The 17,454-nt window shown below is 56.1% G+C and carries 18 protein-coding genes; 8 read left to right on the top strand and 10 right to left on the bottom strand.

Annotated features, from left to right (window positions below):
* Positions 1-154: 154 nt before the first annotated feature.
* Positions 155-2,083: an esterase EstP gene (estP, locus tag AC19YQ_RS02255; protein WP_500594488.1), complete on the bottom strand. Its 1,929-nt coding sequence runs from the start codon at positions 2,081-2,083 to the stop codon at positions 155-157.
* Between the two features lie 398 nt (positions 2,084-2,481).
* Between estP and AC19YQ_RS02260 the strand changes: the two genes are divergently transcribed.
* The 4 genes from AC19YQ_RS02260 (at position 2,482) to AC19YQ_RS02275 (ending at position 5,804) form a co-directional block, all read left to right on the top strand.
* Positions 2,482-3,075, top strand: a complete 594-nt coding sequence (locus AC19YQ_RS02260) for an aminodeoxychorismate/anthranilate synthase component II (RefSeq protein WP_133075325.1) — start codon at positions 2,482-2,484, stop codon at positions 3,073-3,075.
* 9 nt (positions 3,076-3,084) lie between these two features.
* Positions 3,085-4,134 carry an anthranilate phosphoribosyltransferase gene (gene trpD / locus AC19YQ_RS02265; protein WP_133075326.1) on the top strand — a complete coding sequence of 350 codons (1,050 nt, stop codon included), beginning with the start codon at positions 3,085-3,087 and terminating at the stop codon, positions 4,132-4,134.
* Positions 4,131-4,967 carry an indole-3-glycerol phosphate synthase TrpC gene (gene trpC, locus AC19YQ_RS02270; protein WP_339478022.1) on the top strand — a complete coding sequence of 279 codons (837 nt, stop codon included), beginning with the start codon at positions 4,131-4,133 and terminating at the stop codon, positions 4,965-4,967. The genes trpD and trpC overlap by 4 nt, the downstream gene beginning before the upstream one ends.
* 135 nt (positions 4,968-5,102) lie before the next feature.
* On the top strand, positions 5,103-5,804 hold the full coding sequence (locus AC19YQ_RS02275) for a lipoyl protein ligase domain-containing protein (RefSeq protein ID WP_500594489.1): 702 nt from the start codon (positions 5,103-5,105) through the stop codon (positions 5,802-5,804).
* Here AC19YQ_RS02275 and crp read toward each other — a convergent pair.
* On the bottom strand, positions 5,801-6,445 hold the full coding sequence (gene crp, locus AC19YQ_RS02280) for a cAMP-activated global transcriptional regulator CRP (RefSeq protein WP_019823132.1): 645 nt from the start codon (positions 6,443-6,445) through the stop codon (positions 5,801-5,803). The two genes, AC19YQ_RS02275 and crp, sit on opposite strands and share 4 nt — an antisense overlap.
* Positions 6,446-6,667: 222 nt before the next feature.
* Here crp and AC19YQ_RS02285 point away from each other — a divergent pair, with 222 nt between their 5' ends.
* Positions 6,668-7,090, top strand: a complete 423-nt coding sequence (locus tag AC19YQ_RS02285) for an OsmC family protein (protein ID WP_003444470.1) — start codon at positions 6,668-6,670, stop codon at positions 7,088-7,090.
* Between the two features lie 224 nt (positions 7,091-7,314).
* Here the strand turns inward: AC19YQ_RS02285 and coq7 are convergent, their stop codons facing one another.
* The 6 genes from coq7 to hemJ all read right to left on the bottom strand — a co-directional run bounded on the left by coq7 (position 7,315) and on the right by hemJ (position 11,359).
* Positions 7,315-7,962, bottom strand: a complete 648-nt coding sequence (gene coq7 / locus AC19YQ_RS02290) for a 2-polyprenyl-3-methyl-6-methoxy-1,4-benzoquinone monooxygenase (RefSeq protein WP_219262886.1) — start codon at positions 7,960-7,962, stop codon at positions 7,315-7,317.
* Between the two features lie 118 nt (positions 7,963-8,080).
* Positions 8,081-8,419 carry a histidine triad nucleotide-binding protein gene (locus AC19YQ_RS02295; protein WP_133075330.1) on the bottom strand — a complete coding sequence of 113 codons (339 nt, stop codon included), beginning with the start codon at positions 8,417-8,419 and terminating at the stop codon, positions 8,081-8,083.
* A 67-nt stretch (positions 8,420-8,486) separates the two neighbouring features.
* The gene (locus tag AC19YQ_RS02300; RefSeq protein WP_219262887.1) at positions 8,487-9,275 is read right to left on the bottom strand and encodes an SDR family NAD(P)-dependent oxidoreductase; all 789 of its coding nucleotides are present in this window, start codon (positions 9,273-9,275) and stop codon (positions 8,487-8,489) included.
* 76 nt (positions 9,276-9,351) lie between these two features.
* Positions 9,352-9,867, bottom strand: a complete 516-nt coding sequence (locus AC19YQ_RS02305; protein ID WP_500594490.1) for a DUF805 domain-containing protein — start codon at positions 9,865-9,867, stop codon at positions 9,352-9,354.
* Positions 9,868-9,929: 62 nt separating this feature from the next.
* A complete protein-coding gene (locus tag AC19YQ_RS02310) occupies positions 9,930-10,901 on the bottom strand; it encodes an NAD(P)H-dependent flavin oxidoreductase (RefSeq protein WP_500594491.1) in 972 nt (323 codons plus the stop codon).
* A 29-nt stretch (positions 10,902-10,930) separates the two neighbouring features.
* A complete protein-coding gene (gene hemJ, locus AC19YQ_RS02315) occupies positions 10,931-11,359 on the bottom strand; it encodes a protoporphyrinogen oxidase HemJ (RefSeq protein WP_339478034.1) in 429 nt (142 codons plus the stop codon).
* Between the two features lie 133 nt (positions 11,360-11,492).
* Between hemJ and argC the strand changes: the two genes are divergently transcribed.
* Both argC and erpA read left to right on the top strand, forming a co-directional pair.
* Complete coding sequence (argC, locus tag AC19YQ_RS02320) at positions 11,493-12,527, top strand: N-acetyl-gamma-glutamyl-phosphate reductase (protein WP_133075335.1); 1,035 nt, start codon at positions 11,493-11,495, stop codon at positions 12,525-12,527.
* A gap of 148 nt (positions 12,528-12,675) precedes the next feature.
* Positions 12,676-13,026, top strand: a complete 351-nt coding sequence (erpA, locus tag AC19YQ_RS02325) for an iron-sulfur cluster insertion protein ErpA (protein ID WP_016782396.1) — start codon at positions 12,676-12,678, stop codon at positions 13,024-13,026.
* A 75-nt stretch (positions 13,027-13,101) separates the two neighbouring features.
* On the opposite strand, the gene AC19YQ_RS02330 is transcribed toward erpA, so the two are convergent.
* Together AC19YQ_RS02330 and AC19YQ_RS02335 are read right to left on the bottom strand one after the other, a co-directional pair.
* A complete protein-coding gene (locus AC19YQ_RS02330; RefSeq protein ID WP_500594492.1) occupies positions 13,102-14,193 on the bottom strand; it encodes an anhydro-N-acetylmuramic acid kinase in 1,092 nt (363 codons plus the stop codon).
* Between the two features lie 3 nt (positions 14,194-14,196).
* Complete coding sequence (locus AC19YQ_RS02335) at positions 14,197-15,606, bottom strand: peptidoglycan DD-metalloendopeptidase family protein (protein WP_500594493.1); 1,410 nt, start codon at positions 15,604-15,606, stop codon at positions 14,197-14,199.
* Between the two features lie 214 nt (positions 15,607-15,820).
* On the opposite strand from AC19YQ_RS02335, the gene tyrS reads away from it, so the two are divergent.
* The gene (gene tyrS, locus AC19YQ_RS02340; RefSeq protein WP_133075338.1) at positions 15,821-17,020 is read left to right on the top strand and encodes a tyrosine--tRNA ligase; all 1,200 of its coding nucleotides are present in this window, start codon (positions 15,821-15,823) and stop codon (positions 17,018-17,020) included.
* Positions 17,021-17,454 lie beyond the last annotated feature (434 nt).

Below are 17,454 nucleotides of genomic sequence, written 5' to 3' on the forward strand. Positions count from 1 at the left end.
CTACGTCGTAGCAGCTGCCGAAGGCTGCGTCCGATTGCGAAGCGATCGTAAATCCTGATAGCCCGGTTCATCTGAAAGGCCGAGTTGGCAGGCTTTACGACGGCTACGCCGCCGGACGCAGCCTGTGGCAGCTGCTACGAAGAGCTTCTGTTTATCAGAAGTTCAGGCTGACCCCGAGGTTGGCTCCCTGTTGAGCCACCCCATCACCCTTCCTCACGTTATAAGCCGCCTGCAGCATAAGGTCGGCGGTCAGCCTGTGGCTGATCCCCAGGCTGATACGGTCAAGGTTGCTTTGCGGTGTGTAGCCTTCGAGTGTGAAGCTATTGTTGGGCAGGCTGTTCAGCGCGATGCTCAGGCGCTGGGTCGCATTCTGGAACTCGTGCTCATGGACGGCTTCGCCAAACACCCGAGTCTGCGGGGTGAACTGGTAGCTGGCGAGTACGCCCGCGCCAAGTCGATTTGAAACGAGTGTCTGCTCTTCGTAGTTCAATGCGGTCGAACGCCGGCCTTTTTCTTCATAACGATTAACCTCTACTCGCGAGTAGTCGGCGCTGATAAAAGGCGACAGGTGCCACGAAGCCGAGGCCTGTGCGATGTCATAACCCAGGCGTGTGCTCAATGCCCGCAGGTGGCCGTCGGCTTGCCCTTTCTCCACCCCCTCACTCACGCCTAGCGCGAACTTTCGGTTGAGGCTGTCGTAATCGAGCCTGCCCAAGGTCAGGGCGGCGTCACCCCACCAATGATTGTGTTGGTACTGAGCAAAGACGCTGCCCAGGTAGCTATTGAGTTTGTAGTCCGATTCGTTGGTGCCCGTTTCGAGGCGTTGTCGGTAAAATCCGGATGCCACGCCCAGTCGCCAGTGTTCATCCAGCCGGTAGCTGGTGCCGATATTGACGTTATAGCCCCGGCCATCCGCACTGACTGAGGTGTGCTGCTCGTCAATATTCAAACGTTGCCCGCCACCCGCAACGAACGCTCGCCATTGCCCTGTGGCTTGCCATTGAAGGTTGTCGCTGCCCCACTGGGTGCGCAGTTGGTCCTGGTGGGCATTCAGTGTGCCTTGGGCTATCACGGGTAACAGCGTCACCTCCCACGGGGCGGCCAGCAATGAGTAGGCATAGTCGGCGATTAAGCGTTGTCCCGCTTCGGTGGGGTGGACCGAGTCGTTGAACAACAGCCTGGCTGGGTCGGGGGTCGGGCTGTTGATGCCGTATTGCGGGTTCTCTGTGCACTCGTCACCGCTGAAGCAGGTGGCCACGAGGTTGTGCCCAGTGGCCAGGCCAAAACGGGCGGGATCGGAGACCGCTTCCCGGAACAGGAGCGGGACGTTGAGGGGGATGACTTCGGCGTCTATCTGGCTGAGTTGATGGGCCAGTTCGGTGTTGAACACCGCGCTGAGGTAGCTGCTGCCAGCTTGTGCCGGTGTGTCGTAAATGGCCGGGGTCAGGCCCAGGTCAGGCAACAGCCAGACCATGATGTAACGCGCCCCGGCCTGTTGCAGGGCGAAGGCGCTGTCTGCCAGATTCTGCGCGGCTTTAGCTGCCTCGGCGGGGTTTCTTACTCTCTCATCGAGGAAGTCGTTGCCGCCGCCCGAGATGAAATACAACGCTTTGGGGTCGGCTTTGAAACCGTTTTCCACAAGGTAGCCGCGTCGGCTGCGCAATGTCGAGCCTGCTCCGAACCAGTCTCTGGGTACGGTTACTTTTGACACTTTGGTAACGGATTTGAATATCTGGTCAGTCCGATAGCCGCCAACTGCCCAGTTGTTTCCATCTGTGTCGCCGGTCATCGACGTCGACGGCGCAAGATCGCCGGAAGCGATGCCCAGCTTTGCTCCAAACAGCATCGGTGCAACAGGCGCATAGGCTTCACCCTTGAACTCCTTGTAAGTAGGCCCGGTACGGTTGGTGAAGCGGGTGCTGTCGCCGACCGCGCCACTCAAGTCGATGTACTGCCCCGAGTCACTCAAACTGTCGCCGAACACGATCATCGTGGAGTAGGGGGTTGGGGCGGCGAGTACGCGTTCGCTAACGAAGGACAGGATGCATCCCGCCAGGGGGATGAGTAGTGAAAGTCTGCGCATGAGGAAGTCTATTTTTATTGTTGGGAGCGCGGACACTATCAAAACAATTTGTATTAAGTGTTTCATGTAAAATAAAGACACAAAGTATTGTCCGTATGTTTTTCCCCGTATTTGCTGCCCCGTGTTGCGCCTTCTGCGAGGCTACGTTACTGTGCCCTGACGTAGAAATGAGACCCTTCCTGTGTTGATCATCAGCAAACTCTTTATGCGAGTTCTCAAGGCCCACGGCCGTTGGCGTTGGCGCGCCTAATATTTCTCTGCCGGCCCCGCCGGACCTGCCCCCTGCGTTTTCATGAATGGCTGCCCCCCGGTTGGTGTGTTCAATCCAGCAATCGAAACTGCGGGTAATGAATTCTGAAAACAGTTTTGAATGTCAGTGAATTCAGAGGTTTAGCAACATGCTGCTGATGATCGATAATTACGACTCTTTTACTTACAACGTTGTGCAATACCTCGGCGAGCTGGGTGCCGAGGTCAAGGTGGTGCGCAACGATGAATTGACCGTGGCCCAGATCGAAGCGCTCAAGCCCGAGCGCATTGTGGTCTCGCCCGGCCCTTGCACGCCGAACGAGGCGGGTATTTCCCTCGAAGCCATCAAGCACTTTGCCGGCAAGCTGCCGATCCTGGGCGTGTGCCTGGGCCATCAGTCCATCGGCCAGGCATTTGGCGGCGATGTGGTCCGCGCCCGGCAAGTGATGCATGGCAAGACCAGCCCGGTGTATCACCTCGATACAGGGGTATTTCAGGGCCTGAACAATCCGCTGACCGTGACCCGTTACCACTCGCTGGTGGTCAAGCGTGAAACCCTGCCGGACTGTCTGGAACTGACCGCCTGGACTCAGCTCGAAGATGGCTCGGTGGACGAGATCATGGGCCTGCGCCACAAGACGCTGAATATCGAAGGGGTGCAATTTCACCCTGAGTCGATCCTGACCGAGCAAGGTCATGAGCTGTTTGCGAATTTTCTAAAACAAACCGGCGGCACGCGCTAAGGACTTTATATGGATATCAAGACAGCCCTGAGCCGTATCGTCGGCCACCTCGACCTGACCACCGATGAGATGCGCGACGTAATGCGCGACATCATGACCGGTCAATGCACCGAAGCGCAGATTGGCGCATTCATGATGGGCATGCGCATGAAAAGCGAAAGCATCGACGAAATCGTCGGTGCCGTGACGGTCATGCGCGAACTGGCAGACAAGGTTGAGCTCAAGACGCTGGACGGCGTGGTCGATATCGTTGGCACCGGCGGCGATGGCGCGAACATTTTCAACGTGTCCACCGCTTCGGCGCTGGTGATTTCCGCGGCGGGTTGCACGGTGGCCAAGCATGGCAACCGCGCGGTGTCCGGTAAAAGCGGCAGTGCTGACCTGCTGGAAGCGGCCGGTGTGTATTTGAACCTGACCCCGGTTCAAGTCGCCCGATGCATCGACAGCGTGGGCATCGGCTTTATGTTTGCTCAGTGCCATCATGGCGCCATGAAGCATGCGGCGATTCCGCGTCGCGACCTTGGCTTGCGAACCCTGTTCAATATGCTTGGCCCGCTTACGAATCCGGCTGGTGTGTTGCATCAAGTGGTCGGTGTGTTCAACCAGGCGCTATGCCGTCCCTTGGCTGAAGTGCTGCAGCGTCTGGGCAGCAAGCATGTGCTGGTGGTGCACTCGCAAGACGGGCTCGATGAGTTCAGCCTGGCAGCGCCGACCTTTGTGGCAGAGCTGAAAAACGGTGAGATCACCGAGTATTGGGTTCAGCCTGAAGATTTTGGTATCAAGAGCCAAAGCCTGTTCGGCCTGGTAGTAGACAGCCCCGAGCAATCGTTGGAGTTGATCCGCGATGCGTTGGGTCGTCGCAAAACCGAAGCGGGCCAGAAAGCCGCCGAAATGATTGTGCTCAATGCTGGCGCAGCGCTATACGCCGCGGACCTTGCCTACACTCTCAAAGAGGGTGTGGAGTTGGCCCATGATGCGCTGCACACCGGATTGGCCCGCGAGAAGCTCGAAGAGCTGGGCGCGTTTACCGCGATTTTCAAGCAGGAGAATGAAGCATGAGTGTGCCAACCGTTCTGGAAAATATTCTGGCGCGTAAAGTTCAAGAGGTTGCCGAGCGCAGCGCGCGCGTGAGCTTGGCCGAGCTTGAACGTATGGCCGCTCAGGCGGATCCTGTTCGCGGTTTTGCCAATGCGTTGCTGGCGCAGGCCAAGAAAAAACAGCCGGCAGTGATTGCCGAAATCAAAAAGGCTTCACCGAGCAAAGGCGTGATTCGCGAGCACTTCGTGCCTGCCGACATTGCCAAGAGCTATCAGTCGGGCGGTGCGACGTGTTTATCCGTGCTGACCGATATCGATTACTTCCAGGGTGCCGACGCGTACCTGCAGCAGGCCCGTGCGGCCTGTACCTTGCCGGTGATCCGCAAGGATTTCATGATCGACCCTTATCAAATCGTCGAAGCCCGTGCCTTGGGGGCCGATTGCGTGCTGTTGATCGTGTCCGCCCTGGACGACGTGAAGATGGCAGAGCTGGCAGCCGTCGCCAAAAGCGTCGGGCTTGATGTGTTGGTTGAAGTGCATGATGGCGACGAGCTTGAGCGCGCACTTAAAACCCTTGATACGCCGTTGGTGGGCATCAACAACCGCAACCTGCACACTTTTGAAGTCAGCCTGGAAACCACGCTGGATCTGTTGCCTCGTGTACCGCGTGATCGTCTGGTGATTACCGAGAGCGGCATTCTCAACCGTGCGGATGTCGAGCTGATGGAGATCAGCGAGGTGTATTCGTTCCTCGTTGGTGAAGCCTTTATGCGCGCCGAGAACCCGGGCAATGAACTGCAGCGTCTGTTTTTCCCGGAGCGCGTTGTGCCAGTGACGGGTTCGACTCTGGATTGACTCATTCCCTTGTGGGAACGGGCTTGCTCGCGATAGCAGCCCCGCGATTTTCCTGGCAGGCTGCGGCGCCTCAAGCCCGCTCCCACAGCGATCGAACCTGTATCTGCAGCGGCTCAGTGTCTGACAAGGAATCCCATGGCACCCATCCAGCACCTCACCGTCGAAGCCGGCCTCAAGGCCGAGCAGGATTTACTGGCCTCGGTCTGTGCCGCAGAGCTGGAGGCAGGGGGGCTGTTCTGGCAGCCCACGGATCGGGCGCTGGTCATGCCGCGGCGACTGAGTCGCTTGCCGGGTTTTGAGCAGGCCAGTATTGAGTTGGCTGCCAGCGGCTGGCCGATTCTGTTGCGTGAGACGGGCGGCGAGCCTGTCCCGCAGTCCGCCTCGACGGTCAATATTGCACTGGTTTATGCGCCTTTACGCAGTGAAGGCGATCATGGGCGTATCGAAACGGCCTATCGCCGTTTGTGCGAGCCGATTTGCGATTTGCTGATGCAGTTGGGTGGCACCGCTTCTTTGGGCGAAGTTGAGGGTGCGTTCTGTGATGGACGTTTCAACGTCAATCTCAATGCCCGGAAACTGGTGGGAACCGCTCAGCGCTGGCGTCAGAGTCAAGGCGGGCAGCGGCCTGTCGGTTTGGTTCATGGTGCATTGCTGGTAGAGAACGAGCGTGAGTCGATGGTGGCGGCGGTCAATCGCTTCAATCAGTTGTGTGATCTTGAGCAACGCTGTCTTGCCGACAGTCACATCGCTTTGCACGAAGCGTTTGCGGCCCCCGACTTCTTTGAGCGCTTGAGTGCCAGTTATCAACAGATCCTGGCGCCCTTGCTCAAGTCTTAACGTGTACCGAACACCACCATGGTTTTGCCTTTGACGTTTACCAGGTTCTGTTCTTCCAGACCTTTTAGTACGCGTCCTACCATCTCTCGAGAACAACCGACGATTCTGCCGATTTCCTGACGGGTGATCTTGATTTGCATGCCGTCCGGGTGGGTCATGGCATCGGGTTGTTTGCACAGCTCAAGCAGGCAGCGCGCAACCCTTCCTGTGACATCAAAGAATGCCAAGTCACCGACCTTGCGCGTAGTGTTGCGCAGGCGTTGTGCTATTTGGCCACTTAGCGCGTAAAGAATCTCTGGCTCTTGCTGAGTGTATTCTCTGAACTTTGGATAGCTGATCTCTGCAACTTCGCACTCGGTCTTGGCTCGAACCCATGCGCTGCGTGACTGCTCTTGTCCCGCTTGTTCAAACAGGCCCAATTCGCCAATAAAGTCTCCGCTGTTGAGATAGGCAATGATCATTTCACGACCTTCCTCGTCTTCAATCAAAACCGTTACCGAGCCTTTGATAATGAAGAACAGGGTGTGTGAAGACTCACCTGCACAAATGATATTACTCTTGGCTGGATATCGTTTGCGTTGGCAAAAAGTCAAAAACTTGTCGAGGTTTTTGATCTTGGGTATGGGAGTAAGAGCAACCATGGTTGTATCCCGAGAAGCGTACACAGTAAGGATTAAATCTATTTTTATATAGAGCGCTTTCTGGCAGGCGCCAGCGATTTGGCGCCAGCTTACCAGACAGGTTCTGTACGGATTGCAGAATTTTCGGAGTGCCAGGCCAGAGAAACGCTTCAGTGTGGTGAGTTATCAGTTTCTGACCCTGTGCTAAGCTGGCGCCCCTTTTAAATCAGTGGAGTCTGGGTGATGAAGGCACGCATTCAATGGGCTGGCGAAGCCATGTTTCTGGGCGAGTCAGGCAGCGGCCACGTCGTTGTGATGGATGGCCCGCCTGAAAGCGGTGGTCGCAATCTGGGCGTACGCCCGATGGAGATGCTGTTGTTAGGTCTCGGGGGTTGCAGCAACTTTGACGTTGTCAGCATTCTCAAGAAGTCGCGTCAGGCGGTTGAGAGCTGTGAAGCGTTTCTGGAGGCAGAACGCGCCACTGAAGATCCAAAGGTTTTCACCAAAATCCATCTGCACTTTGTGGTCAAGGGCCGTGGCTTGAAAGAAGCCCAGGTCAAGCGTGCCATCGAGTTGTCGGCCGAGAAGTATTGCTCGGCATCCATCATGCTTGGCGCAGCGGGTGTTGCCATCAGCCACGATTACGAAATTATCGAGCTGGGCTGAGTCAATAAGGGTCTTGATTTAGCTAATGCCAGTCAGTAAATCGGGAAGCTGGCTCTTGTGGGAGCGGTCTTGCCCTCGATGGGAGCCGCGCGGTTTGACTCTCAGGCCGCGTCGCCTGCATCGCGAGCAAGCCCGCTCCCACAGTGACCCTTAACTGACACGCATTAGCCTATGTGCAAAGTCCCGCTAAAGCGGCGGTCTTTGCCGAAGGTGCGAAGCTGCGATCAGATACGGTACGTACTTTTTGTCATCACCTTGGCCATCAGGCTCATGCCGAATTTGACCGGGGCAGGGAAGCGGAACCCGCCAGCATCGAGCGCAGATTCTGCGTGCTGCTCTTCGTCGATACGCATTTGCTCAAGAATCGCCCGGGACTTTTCATCCTCGACCGGCAGTTGCTCAAGATGCTCGTTCAGGTGCTTGCAAACCTGATCTTCGGTGGCCGCCACAAACCCCAGGCTGACTTTGTCGCTGATCAGTCCTGCTGCTGCGCCGATCCCGAAGGACATGCCGTAAAACAGCGGGTTCAGCACGCTGGGATGGCTACCCAGTTGGCGAATGCGTTGCTCACACCAGGCCAGGTGATCGATTTCTTCTTCAGCGGCGTGTTCCATCGCTTCGCGCACGTGCGGGAGCTTGGCTGTCAGTGCCTGACCTTGATACAAGGCTTGAGCACAGACTTCACCGGTGTGGTTGATACGCATCAGACCGGCAACATGGCGTGTAGCTTGCGGGTCTAGCGGGTTTTCAGGTTTGACGATGGCCGGTGATGGCCGATGAGGCTGGCCGCTGAATGGCAGCAGAGTGCGCAGGGCGGTATCGGCTTGTAACAGAAGACGGTCAATCGGCGAGTAGTGACGTTGGTTAGTCATGCTTACCTCCGGAAAAAATCACGGCGGTCAGTTTACCCCAATCGCGGGGGTGGAGTTTGCGTTGGATCATGGATGGATGTGGGAACCGTGCGGCTCCCACGTCAGAATCGTTTAGCAATCAGCCCGGCGGCCAATTCATCTGGCGTTGACCCAGAACGTGCATATGAATGTGGTAAACCGTTTGGCCACCCTTTTCATTGCAGTTCATCACTACGCGGAAACCGTCTTCGCAGCCCAGTTCTTTGGCAAGGCGCTGTGCCGTGAAGAGGATATGGCCTGCCAGCAGCTTGTCTTCTTCGGCTAGGTCGTTAAGCGTGCGTATCGGCTTTTTCGGGATAACCAGAAAGTGGACCGGTGCTTGTGGTGCGATGTCGTGAAAAGCGAGCACTTGATCATCTTCATAGATGATCTTTGCGGGTATTTCACGGTTGATGATCTTGGTAAACAAAGTATCCAAAGCTGTGTCTCCGTGAGTGAAGTCCGGTCTGAGTGTACTCAGGGCTGTGAGTTACGCCCAGTCGTCGTTAACGAGGGCAGTAGGATTTGTTGACCGAGGCGGCTATTTTTCGGGTCATCCAGCGAGAGAGAACACGCGGGAAGCGAGAGAGCCAGCGGTTGCGACGTCCTGGAATGATGATCGCCTTGTTTTTATCGAGCGCACGCACGGTGTAAAGCGCAACTTCTTCGGGGCTCATGGCTCCGGTGCTTTGCTTGATGGCGTCGGTATTCATTTTGGCTGCATCGAAAAAACGGGTTCGGGTAATGCCGGGGCAGAGTACCGAGACTTTAATCCCGGTTTTTTTCACTTCTTCGCGCAGGCCTTCAGAAAAATGCAGGACATACGCTTTGCTGGCGAAGTAGGTGCTCAGCCAAGGCCCGGGCTTGAACGCAGCAATTGAGGACACATTGAGAATCTGCCCGCCGCCTTGCACGGCCATCATGTTGCCAATGGCATGGCACAACCGGGTGAGTGCCAGCACGTTAAGTTCAATCAGGTCTTGTTCGGCGCTCCAGTCGTGGGCCAGGAAAGGACCGCAGGTGCCGATACCCGCGCAATTGACCAACAGGTCAATCTGACGGTCGCCTTCTTCAAGCTCCAGCAAAAAGCCTGACAGGCGCAGGGGCTCACCCAGGTCGCAGGCGCGGAACAACACCTCGACGCCGAAACGCTGGGTCAACTCAAGTGCAATGGTTTCCAGCGCATCCCGCTGGCGGGCCACCAGAATCAAACTGCGCCCGCGTCGGGCAAGAGCCTCAGCCAGCGCCAGGCCAATGCCGCTGGAGGCGCCGGTGATTAAAGCGTAACGGGTCATGCTGTTCTCCATTGCAACGGTACAGTCCGGTGACAATGATGTCCCTGGCGTTAACGCGTTCATTAAGGCGGGCAGTCTACATGCTGTTGCTGTTGACTGCGTTGATCAACGCAGTCAGCAGGCCCAAAGCAAAGAGGGCAATCATTACGCAGATGCCCAGTCCAATCAAAAAGATGGTAATCGCAGCCAGAACATTGACTGCACGGCTGTTCGGCGGTGGCGGTGGCCCGTATTTATTGGGACCGGGTGTGCCGGGCATCAAGAGCATCATCAGGGACAGGATCAGATTGGCCACGGGCACCAAATGCAGTAACAGCATCCACGCGGACCAGTTGAGGTCATGCAGGCGCTGGGCGCTGATTCTCAGGCTGATGATGAAGTAGGCAAGTGTGAGCGTTGCGCCACAGGTAATGCCCAGGGTGGGGGAAACCTTGACTGCGAGCAAAACCAGAAGTGATGTCACCATGGCGATGACGGTGATTATCATGCTCCAGGCCAGCAGTCGTAAACGCCCGATCCTCCCGCTGAACCCCACAGGGTCAAGCGGCGAGTACTGTTCTTGAGGTGTTTTGTTCAGGCTAAGCTCGGGCACGGTGGCTTCCTTGTCCGGGTGGAGTTAACAAAAACCCGCCGATAATGGCGGGCTTGGCAATATCAGGGATGCGGCCAATGCTGTGCGAGTTTTGAGGTGCGGCTTAGCGCCTTGCGATATTCCTCATCAAGGCGTGCGATCAACTGGTCGATTGTGGGCAGGTCGTGGATTTCTCCTGCGCCCTGGCCGGCGGACCAGACTGTTTTCCACGCCTTGGCCTCATCGGTCAGCGGCTTGAGTTTGTTACTTGCCCCCGTGTCGTTTTTGCCTTGGAGTGCAGCCAGGTCGAAACCTGCATTTTCAAGGCTTTGGCGCATAAAACTGGCGGGCACACCCGATACAGCGGGGGTGTGAATGATATCGGCGGCGCGGGATGCCAGCAGCATCTCTTTGTAAGCGTCAGGCGCATGGCTTTCTTGGGTGGCGATAAAGCGTGTACCGAGGTAGGCAAGATCAGCGCCCAGAACCTGAGTCGCGAGGATTTCGTGGCCGTGATTCAGGCACCCTGCCAAGAGTAAGGTTTTGTCGAAAAACTGCCGTATTTCGGCGACCAATGCAAAAGGGCTCCAGGTACCTGCATGTCCACCAGCGCCGGCTGCGACTGCAATCAAACCGTCTACCCCGGCCTCTACTGCTTTCTCGGCATGACGTCGGGTGGTGACATCGTGAAATACCAGGCCACCATAGCTGTGCACGGCATCAACGACTTCTTTGACTGCCCCCAGGCTCGTGATGACGATAGGCACTTTATGTTCGATGCAAATCGCCAGATCCGCCTGCAGCCGTGGGTTGCTGTTATGCACAATCAGGTTCACGGCGTAGGGGGCAGGGTTATCCAGTCCGGCGAGTCCTGATTCTATTTCCTCAAGCCATGCCTTGAAACCGCTGCTCTCGCGCTGGTTGAGTGCAGGGAAACTGCCTACAACACCATTGCGACAGCAGGCCAGGACAAGTTGAGGGTTGGAAATCAGAAACATGGGGGCGGCGACTACCGGCAGGCGCAAGCGTTGTTCAAGCAGAGCGGGCAGTGACATGGATAACCTCGGATCGTTAAGAAGTGAGTTTAAAACGGTTTGACCACGGCCAGAATTACGATCGCCAGCAGAAACACGACCGGCACTTCGTTGAACCAGCGATAGAACACGTGGCTACGTTTGTTTTCGCCGCGGGCAAAGCGTTTTACCTGCGCCCCACACATGTGGTGATAACCGATCAACAGGAACACCAGTGTCAGCTTGACGTGCATCCAGCCCTGGCTGAAATAGCCGCTCGGGTTGAGGCTGATCAACCAGCCGCCAAAAATCAGGGTCGCAATCATTGCCGGGCCCATGATGCCGCGATACAGCTTGCGCTCCATGACGCTGAATCGCTCTTTGCTAACGGAATCTTCGCTTTGTGCGTGGTAAACAAACAGGCGAGGCAGGTAAAAGAGGCCAGCAAACCAGCAGACGATGCTGATGAGGTGGAAGGCTTTGAGCCATAGATAAAGCATTTTTAGTTATTCCCAGGTTCACGTTAGATCAAATAGTAGTAGTAGAGCGTCCGGGAGTCACCTTGGCGGTTGTCGCAGGGGCTGGGTATCCCTATTATCGAAGGCTTTCCAGTGGTTTCGTTGAGGGCAGGTTATGGTCAAGGTCGGTATTGTCGGCGGCACGGGTTACACCGGGGTCGAATTGCTGCGTTTGCTGGCACAGCACCCGCAGGCTGAAGTGGTTGTCATCACTTCTCGATCCGAGGCTGGCCTGCCAGTTGCCGATATGTATCCCAACCTGCGCGGTCATTACGACGGTTTGGCCTTCAGCGTGCCGGACACGCAAACCCTGGGAGCGTGTGATGTGGTGTTTTTTGCAACGCCCCACGGCGTAGCCCATGCGCTGGCTGGCGAACTGCTGGCTGCAGGCACCAAGGTTATCGACCTCTCGGCAGACTTCCGCTTGCAGGATGCGGATGAGTGGGCCAAGTGGTACGGCCAGCCGCACGGTGCGCCAGAGCTGCTGGATGAGGCTGTCTATGGCCTGCCGGAAGTGAACCGTGAACAGATCAAGAAGGCGCGGCTTATCGCGGTGCCGGGTTGCTATCCGACTTCTGCCCAGTTGGGTTTTCTGCCTTTGCTGGAAGCCGGCCTGGCCGAAACTTCGCAGTTGATCGCTGACTGCAAGTCCGGTGTGAGCGGCGCTGGCCGGGGTGCCAGTGTAGGAGCCCTATATGCCGAAACGTCTGAAAGCATGAAGGCGTATGCCGTGAAAGGCCATCGGCACTTGCCGGAGATCCGTCAGGGTCTGCGCCGCGCGGCAGGTAAAGAGGTGGGCCTGACCTTTGTTCCGCATCTGACGCCGATGATCCGCGGTATCCACTCCACGTTGTATGCAACCGTTGTTGATCGTTCTGTCGACTTGCAGGCTTTGTACGAAAAGCGTTACGCCAACGAGCCTTTCGTCGATGTCATGCCTGCCGGCAGCCATCCAGAAACCCGTAGCGTGCGCGGTGCCAACGTGTGCCGGATTGCGGTACATCGTCCACAGGATGGTGACCTTGTCGTGGTGTTGTCGGTGATCGACAATCTGGTCAAGGGCGCCTCTGGCCAGGCGGTGCAGAACATGAACATCATGTTCGGCCTGGATGAGCGTCTGGGCTTGTCCCACGCCGGGATGTTGCCTTAAAGCATCTGCAGGTACCCAGCTACAAGCTGCAAGTGAAGAGCTCTTCACTTGCAGCTGCTACTTATGAATAGTTGACCGCTTTTCTAGGAGAAGCGGATAATGCGCGTCATCACGCATTATGGCGGCATAACGCCGGGAGATAGTCAGCATGAGCGTCGAATCCTTCACCCCCATGGCTTTGCAATTCACCGAAGGTGCTGCGCACAAGGTGAAGAGCCTGGTCGATGAAGAGGGTAATGATCGTTTGAAGTTGCGCGTTTTTGTTACGGGCGGCGGTTGTTCCGGTTTTCAGTACGGTTTCACCTTCGATGAAGAAGTGGCCGATGACGACACCTTGGTGGAGCGCGAAGGCGTGAGCCTGGTGGTCGATCCAATGAGCTTCCAGTACCTGGCGGGTGCCGAGGTGGATTATCAGGAAGGTCTGGAAGGGTCGCGTTTTGTGATCAAGAACCCCAATGCCACCACCACGTGTGGTTGCGGATCATCGTTCTCGATCTAAGCGTGTCGTACAGGCTTCAAACTCAACGCCGCGTAGATTCGCGGCGTTTTGCTGTCTGTACTTTGAGGTAGGCGGTCAGGCGGGGTAGATGGCGCCCAATATGCGCAAGCCGCGTGCGCCAGTGACGCTGGGGCGGTTGGTTGGGATGCTTTCCAGGCAGCAGTGCGCGAGCCATGCAAAGGCCATTGCTTCGACCCAGTCAGGGTCTACACCTTTGGCCTGTGTGCTGTTCACTTGGGCGGGAGCCAGCAAGTCTGCCAGTCGGGCCATCAATGCGGCATTGTGGGCTCCGCCACCGCATACCAGTAGCTCGTCCGTGTGTTGCTGGGCTGCCTTCAGGGATTGCACGATGGTCTGTGCTGTAAGCTCCAGCAGGGTTGCCTGGACGTCTTCGGCAGGGAAAGTGGGCAGGTTGAACAGATGCTGCTTCAACCATGCGAGGTTGAATACCTCACGACCGGTACTCTTTGGGCCCTTGGTCCGGAAGAAAGGGTCGCTGAGCAGGGCGTTGAGCAGCAGCGGCTCAACCTTGCCGCTTGCAGCCCAGTCACCGTTGCGGTCATAGAGCTCACCGCGCTGCTCTTGTATCCAGGCATCCAGCAGGACATTACCCGGGCCGCAGTCGAATCCTGCAACGGGAGCGGTAGAAGTTATCAGGCTAAGGTTGCTGAATCCGCCTACGTTAAGGACTGCCCTGTTACCGACTTGATCCGTAAACAATGCTTCGTGGAAGGCAGGAACCAAAGGTGCTCCCTGACCTCCGGCAGCCACGTCGCGACGGCGAAAGTCACCTACGACGCAGATGTTGGTCAATTCGGCTAAGAGTGCCGGATTACCAATCTGTACGGTAAAACCGCGGGCGGGTTCGTGTCGTATGGTCTGGCCATGACTGCCGATTGCGTGGATATCTGCCGGGGACAGATGCTGTTGCTCAAGGAGTGCGTTGACGCCCTGTGCGGCCAGTTCGACCCAGTGATTCTCGGCAATTGCGCAGCGGGCCACTTCATCCGGGCCGCTGGCGCACAAGCCAAGTAGCTCGCTGCGCAAGGTATTCGGCATGGGAGTGTAATGGGTGGCCAGAAGCCTGATGTCGGCCCCCAGCTCTATAAGGGCGATGTCCATACCGTCCAGGCTGGTTCCGGACATCACACCTATATAGAGGGCCATGGCTTAGCGCTTGCTCGAGGCCAGGAGGGTGGCCTTTTCCTGATTCATGCGAGCCATCAATGGCTGGCTTTGTTGCAGGAAGCGAGTGCGTTCAGCTTTGGCAATCGGGTCGGCCATCGGTAGTTTCTGTCCTAGTGGATCAACGTGTACGCCATTGACCTGGAACTCGTAGTGCAGATGCGGGCCGGTCGAAAGGCCAGTTGTCCCGATGTAGCCAATCACTTGGCCCTGCTTGACCGAACCGCCGGTTTTGACGCCTTTGGCGAAGCCCTGCATGTGCCCGTAAAGCGTGCGGTAAGTATTACCGTGCTGAATGATCACGGTGTTGCCGTAGCCGCCACGACGACCGGCTAGCAGTACTTTGCCATCGCCGGTTGCTTTGATTGGGGTCCCGCGTGGTGCTGCGTAATCAACGCCTTTGTGGGCACGGATCTTGTTCAGGATCGGATGCTTGCGACCTGACGAGAAACGCGAGCTGATGCGGGCAAAATCTACCGGGGTGCGGATGAATGCTTTGCGCATGCTGTTGCCGTCGGCGGTGTAGTAATTGCTGTTGCCTTGCTTGTTGGTATAACGAACGGCGGTAAAGGTTTTACCGCGGTTGGTAAAGCGCGCAGAGAGAATGTTGCCAGTGCCGACGGTTTTACCGTTGATCACTTTCTGCTCATAGATCACTTCAAACTGATCGCCTGGGCGGATGTCTTGAGCGAAGTCGATGTCGTAACCAAACACCTTGGCCATATCCATCGTTGTGCTGTGCGGCAAGCCTGCGCGCTGGCCCGATACGGAAAGCGAGCTGCTGATCACGCCGTGGGCGTACGCCGTGCGCATGGCAGGCAGGGTCGTGACACGGCGAAAGGTATAACCCTTGGCGCTTTTGTTGAGGGTTATGGTCTCAAGATCGCTGACCTGACTATGCAGTTTGTTCAGTTGCAGGCCGTCAGGGCTCATTTCAAATTCGAGCTTCTGGCCGTGTTTGAGCTGGCTAAATTGCTTGGCTTGCTTGTCGCTGGCCAGTACTTCATGCACGGAGGTAGCTGGCAGGCCGACCTTCTGGAACAAGGTTGATAGCGTGTCACCCTTACTCACGATCACTTCGCGGTGGGTGGGGGCGGGTGGCGCTGCTGGTTCGACTTTGGCAGTCGCAACCGGTGCGTTGTCCTGCTGTTCAATCTGGGCAAATGGCGATGGATTCGCTTCATTTGTGGCTTGAACGAGCTCGGCAGCGTCTTGATCTTGTGTCAGTTGTTCAGCAGGTGTTTCCAGCTCCAGATTAAGCGTTGTTCTTTTGGCTTCTACTTCGCTGGAGGGAAATACCAGCAAGGCCAAGCTTAAGAGAGCGGCGATACCACTTGCGGCAAGCAGGTGGGTCTTCGGATAAAGCGGCGGCGCTTTAGGCGGTTGACTGGTCATAGATGATTTTGACTTTGAGATAAAGGATGAATTGGAAAAGATGACTGGCACAATGAATATGAAATAACTGTATAAAATATAACCAAATCGCCCTTGAAGCAAGTCCGCGAGCCATTCGCGCGCGGATAGACCGCCGTATGCCTGCCGGAACTTGTAATTAGTCCCTGATCTTGTATCGTTGGTTCCCTTTGAATTTGAGCCTTACGGGTCTGATATGAAGTCGGTTGAAGAGCAGCTAGCGCTAATAAAGCGGGGTGCCGAAGAGGTACTGGTCGAGTCTGAATTGGTCGAGAAACTCAAGCGCGGTCAGCCGTTGCGTATCAAGGCCGGATTCGACCCGACCGCACCTGATCTGCACTTGGGTCATACCGTACTCATTAACAAGCTGCGCCAGTTCCAGGAACTGGGCCATCAGGTGATCTTCCTTATAGGTGATTTCACCGGGATGATCGGTGATCCGAGCGGCAAGAGTGCTACGCGTCCACCGCTGACGCGCGAGCAGGTACTTGAAAACGCCGAGACGTATAAAACTCAGGTTTTCAAGATTCTAGATCCGGCTAAAACCGAGGTGGCATTCAACTCCACCTGGATGGATCAGATGGGGCCTGCCGACTTCATTCGCCTGACTTCCCAGTACACCGTTGCTCGCATGCTTGAGCGCGATGACTTCGACAAGCGCTACACCACCAATCAGCCTATCGCGATCCATGAGTTCCTTTACCCGTTAGTGCAAGGGTATGACTCGGTTGCATTGAAGGCGGACATTGAGCTGGGCGGTACAGATCAAAAATTCAATTTGCTGATGGGGCGTGAGCTGCAGCGCGGCTACGGTCAGGAAGCGCAGTGCATTGTGACAATGCCTTTGCTTGAAGGTCTGGACGGCGTCAAGAAGATGTCCAAGTCCTTGGGTAACTATGTTGGTATCCAGGAAGCGCCGGGTGTGATGTACAGCAAGCTGGTGTCCATACCTGATGCGTTGATGTGGCGCTACTTCGAACTGCTGAGCTTTCGCTCGATGGATGAAATCGATGCGTTCAAGGCTGACGTGGAGGCGGGGGCTAACCCGCGTGATATCAAGATCAAGCTCGCCGAAGAGATCGTGGCTCGATTCCATGGTGAAGAGGCTGCGGCCAATGCGCATCGTGGCGCCGGCAATCGGATGAAGGATGGCGAGTTGCCAGATGATCTGCCCGAGGTGGAATTGACTGCTACTGAGGATATGCCGATTGCGGCTGTTCTTAATAAAGCTGGGTTGGTTAAGAACTCAGCGGTGGCCAGAGACCTGCTGGGTTCGGGTGGTGTGCGTATAGATGGTGAGGTGGTTGATCGCTCCTATATATATGCACTGGGTTCTACCCACGTTTGTCAGGCTGGGAAGAAGGCTTTTGCGCGAATTACGCTAAAAGCTGAATAAGTAGAAAATTAGTGCTGGACGGCGCATTTTATTAGCCTATAATGCGCCCACTTCCGGCGCAGTCGAAACGGAAAACTTCTTGAGTTTCAATGAGTTGGATTGGTTTTCGGCAGTGTCAGCTTCAAGTCATCGAAGCAGGAAATGAGGTGTTGACAGCAGCGTGTAACGCTGTAGAATTCGCCTCCCGCTAACGAGAGATCGAAAGCGCAAGTGGTTGATGTTACAGAGGAAACTTTGAAAACATCTTAAAATAACCGCTTGACAGCAACAGAGGCTGCTGTAGAATGCGCGCCTCGGTTCAGCGAAAGCTAAACCAACCGCTCTTTAACAACTGAATCAAGCAATTCGTGTGGGTGCTTGTGGAGTCAGACTGATAGTCAACAAGATTATCAGCATCACAAGTTACTCCGCGAGAAATCAAAGATGTAACCAAC

This window comes from Pseudomonas sp. MF06569, assembly GCF_059862735.1.

Bases quoted from the DNA above. Each gene is read 5' to 3' on its own strand.
- estP (WP_500594488.1), bottom strand. From the start codon at position 2,083: ATGCGCAGACTTTCACTACTCATCCCCCTGGCGGGATGCATCCTGTCC.
- AC19YQ_RS02260 (WP_133075325.1), top strand. From the start codon at position 2,482: ATGCTGCTGATGATCGATAATTACGACTCTTTTACTTACAACGTTGTG.
- trpD (WP_133075326.1), top strand. From the start codon at position 3,085: ATGGATATCAAGACAGCCCTGAGCCGTATCGTCGGCCACCTCGACCTG.
- trpC (WP_339478022.1), top strand. From the start codon at position 4,131: ATGAGTGTGCCAACCGTTCTGGAAAATATTCTGGCGCGTAAAGTTCAA.
- AC19YQ_RS02275 (WP_500594489.1), top strand. From the start codon at position 5,103: ATGGCACCCATCCAGCACCTCACCGTCGAAGCCGGCCTCAAGGCCGAG.
- crp (WP_019823132.1), bottom strand. From the start codon at position 6,445: ATGGTTGCTCTTACTCCCATACCCAAGATCAAAAACCTCGACAAGTTT.
- AC19YQ_RS02285 (WP_003444470.1), top strand. From the start codon at position 6,668: ATGAAGGCACGCATTCAATGGGCTGGCGAAGCCATGTTTCTGGGCGAG.
- coq7 (WP_219262886.1), bottom strand. From the start codon at position 7,962: ATGACTAACCAACGTCACTACTCGCCGATTGACCGTCTTCTGTTACAA.
- AC19YQ_RS02300 (WP_219262887.1), bottom strand. From the start codon at position 9,275: ATGACCCGTTACGCTTTAATCACCGGCGCCTCCAGCGGCATTGGCCTG.
- AC19YQ_RS02310 (WP_500594491.1), bottom strand. From the start codon at position 10,901: ATGTCACTGCCCGCTCTGCTTGAACAACGCTTGCGCCTGCCGGTAGTC.
- hemJ (WP_339478034.1), bottom strand. From the start codon at position 11,359: ATGCTTTATCTATGGCTCAAAGCCTTCCACCTCATCAGCATCGTCTGC.
- argC (WP_133075335.1), top strand. From the start codon at position 11,493: ATGGTCAAGGTCGGTATTGTCGGCGGCACGGGTTACACCGGGGTCGAA.
- erpA (WP_016782396.1), top strand. From the start codon at position 12,676: ATGAGCGTCGAATCCTTCACCCCCATGGCTTTGCAATTCACCGAAGGT.
- AC19YQ_RS02330 (WP_500594492.1), bottom strand. From the start codon at position 14,193: ATGGCCCTCTATATAGGTGTGATGTCCGGAACCAGCCTGGACGGTATG.
- AC19YQ_RS02335 (WP_500594493.1), bottom strand. From the start codon at position 15,606: ATGACCAGTCAACCGCCTAAAGCGCCGCCGCTTTATCCGAAGACCCAC.
- tyrS (WP_133075338.1), top strand. From the start codon at position 15,821: ATGAAGTCGGTTGAAGAGCAGCTAGCGCTAATAAAGCGGGGTGCCGAA.